Below are 834 nucleotides of genomic sequence, written 5' to 3' on the forward strand. Positions count from 1 at the left end.
CCGCACCGCTGACGCGACCCCGCATAGCCAACGCTTGATCCAAGGCTACCCCGGCCAAGAGAGCCAGCCAAGGGTAAAGCTGCACGGTGTAGTAGGGGGTTTTGGTGGGATAAAGCTGCAACAACAACAGCAGCAGCAGGGGGAAAGACCAGATTAGCAGCGTGGATCCCGGCTGCTGGCGCACCAGGAGAAAGCCACCCACCAAAGCCAAAACCGTCCACGGGAAGCCATGAACGGGAATGTGCCAAAGGTAGTACCAGCCGGTGGCATCCGCATGGAAGGGCTCTTGCCCCAGATCCCACACCTTCCCCACCAGGGTGGTCAGCACCTGTGGGCCATACACCTGCATGGCTGGACCTAGCCAGAGGCCAAAAATCCCCAAGCCCAGCCCAAGCGCCAGCCAAAATGGGGCGGATCCCATCCAGCGGCGCCGTTGCTGCACGAGATAGGGGATCAAAGCCGCCCCCGGCAGCAGGATCATGGCACTTTTCATCAACAGGCCCAGCCCAAAGGCTACCCCGGTCAGCCAAAACCAAACCTTGTGGCCGTGGATGCCGTTGATCAACCCCAGGATCCCCAGCAGCTCCAGAAAGGTGAGAGGTACATCCTGCCCCACCAGCCGCCCCTGCTGCACCCAGAGGTAGCACAGGGGCAAAACCGCCATCCCCAAAAAGGCCGCCCGCATCGGCAAAAAAAACCACCCAATCCAACCCACCAGGGGAATGGACAGCAAAGCAGCGAGGATCCCTGGCAGCCGCGCTGCCCACTCGTTTACCCCGTACAGGGCAAAACTGAGGGCCACGCTCCAGGTGAGCAGAGGGGGTTTCTCGAAAA

Annotated in this window: 1 protein-coding gene; it reads right to left on the minus strand. The window is 61.0% G+C overall.

The window, feature by feature from the left end:
* On the minus strand, window positions 1–834 hold an 834-nt coding region (locus NW819_RS05030), incomplete at both ends, for an ArnT family glycosyltransferase (protein ID WP_414413080.1).

Source organism: Synechococcus sp. R8-2 (assembly GCF_047461715.1).
GTDB lineage: Bacteria > Cyanobacteriota > Cyanobacteriia > Thermostichales > Thermostichaceae > Thermostichus.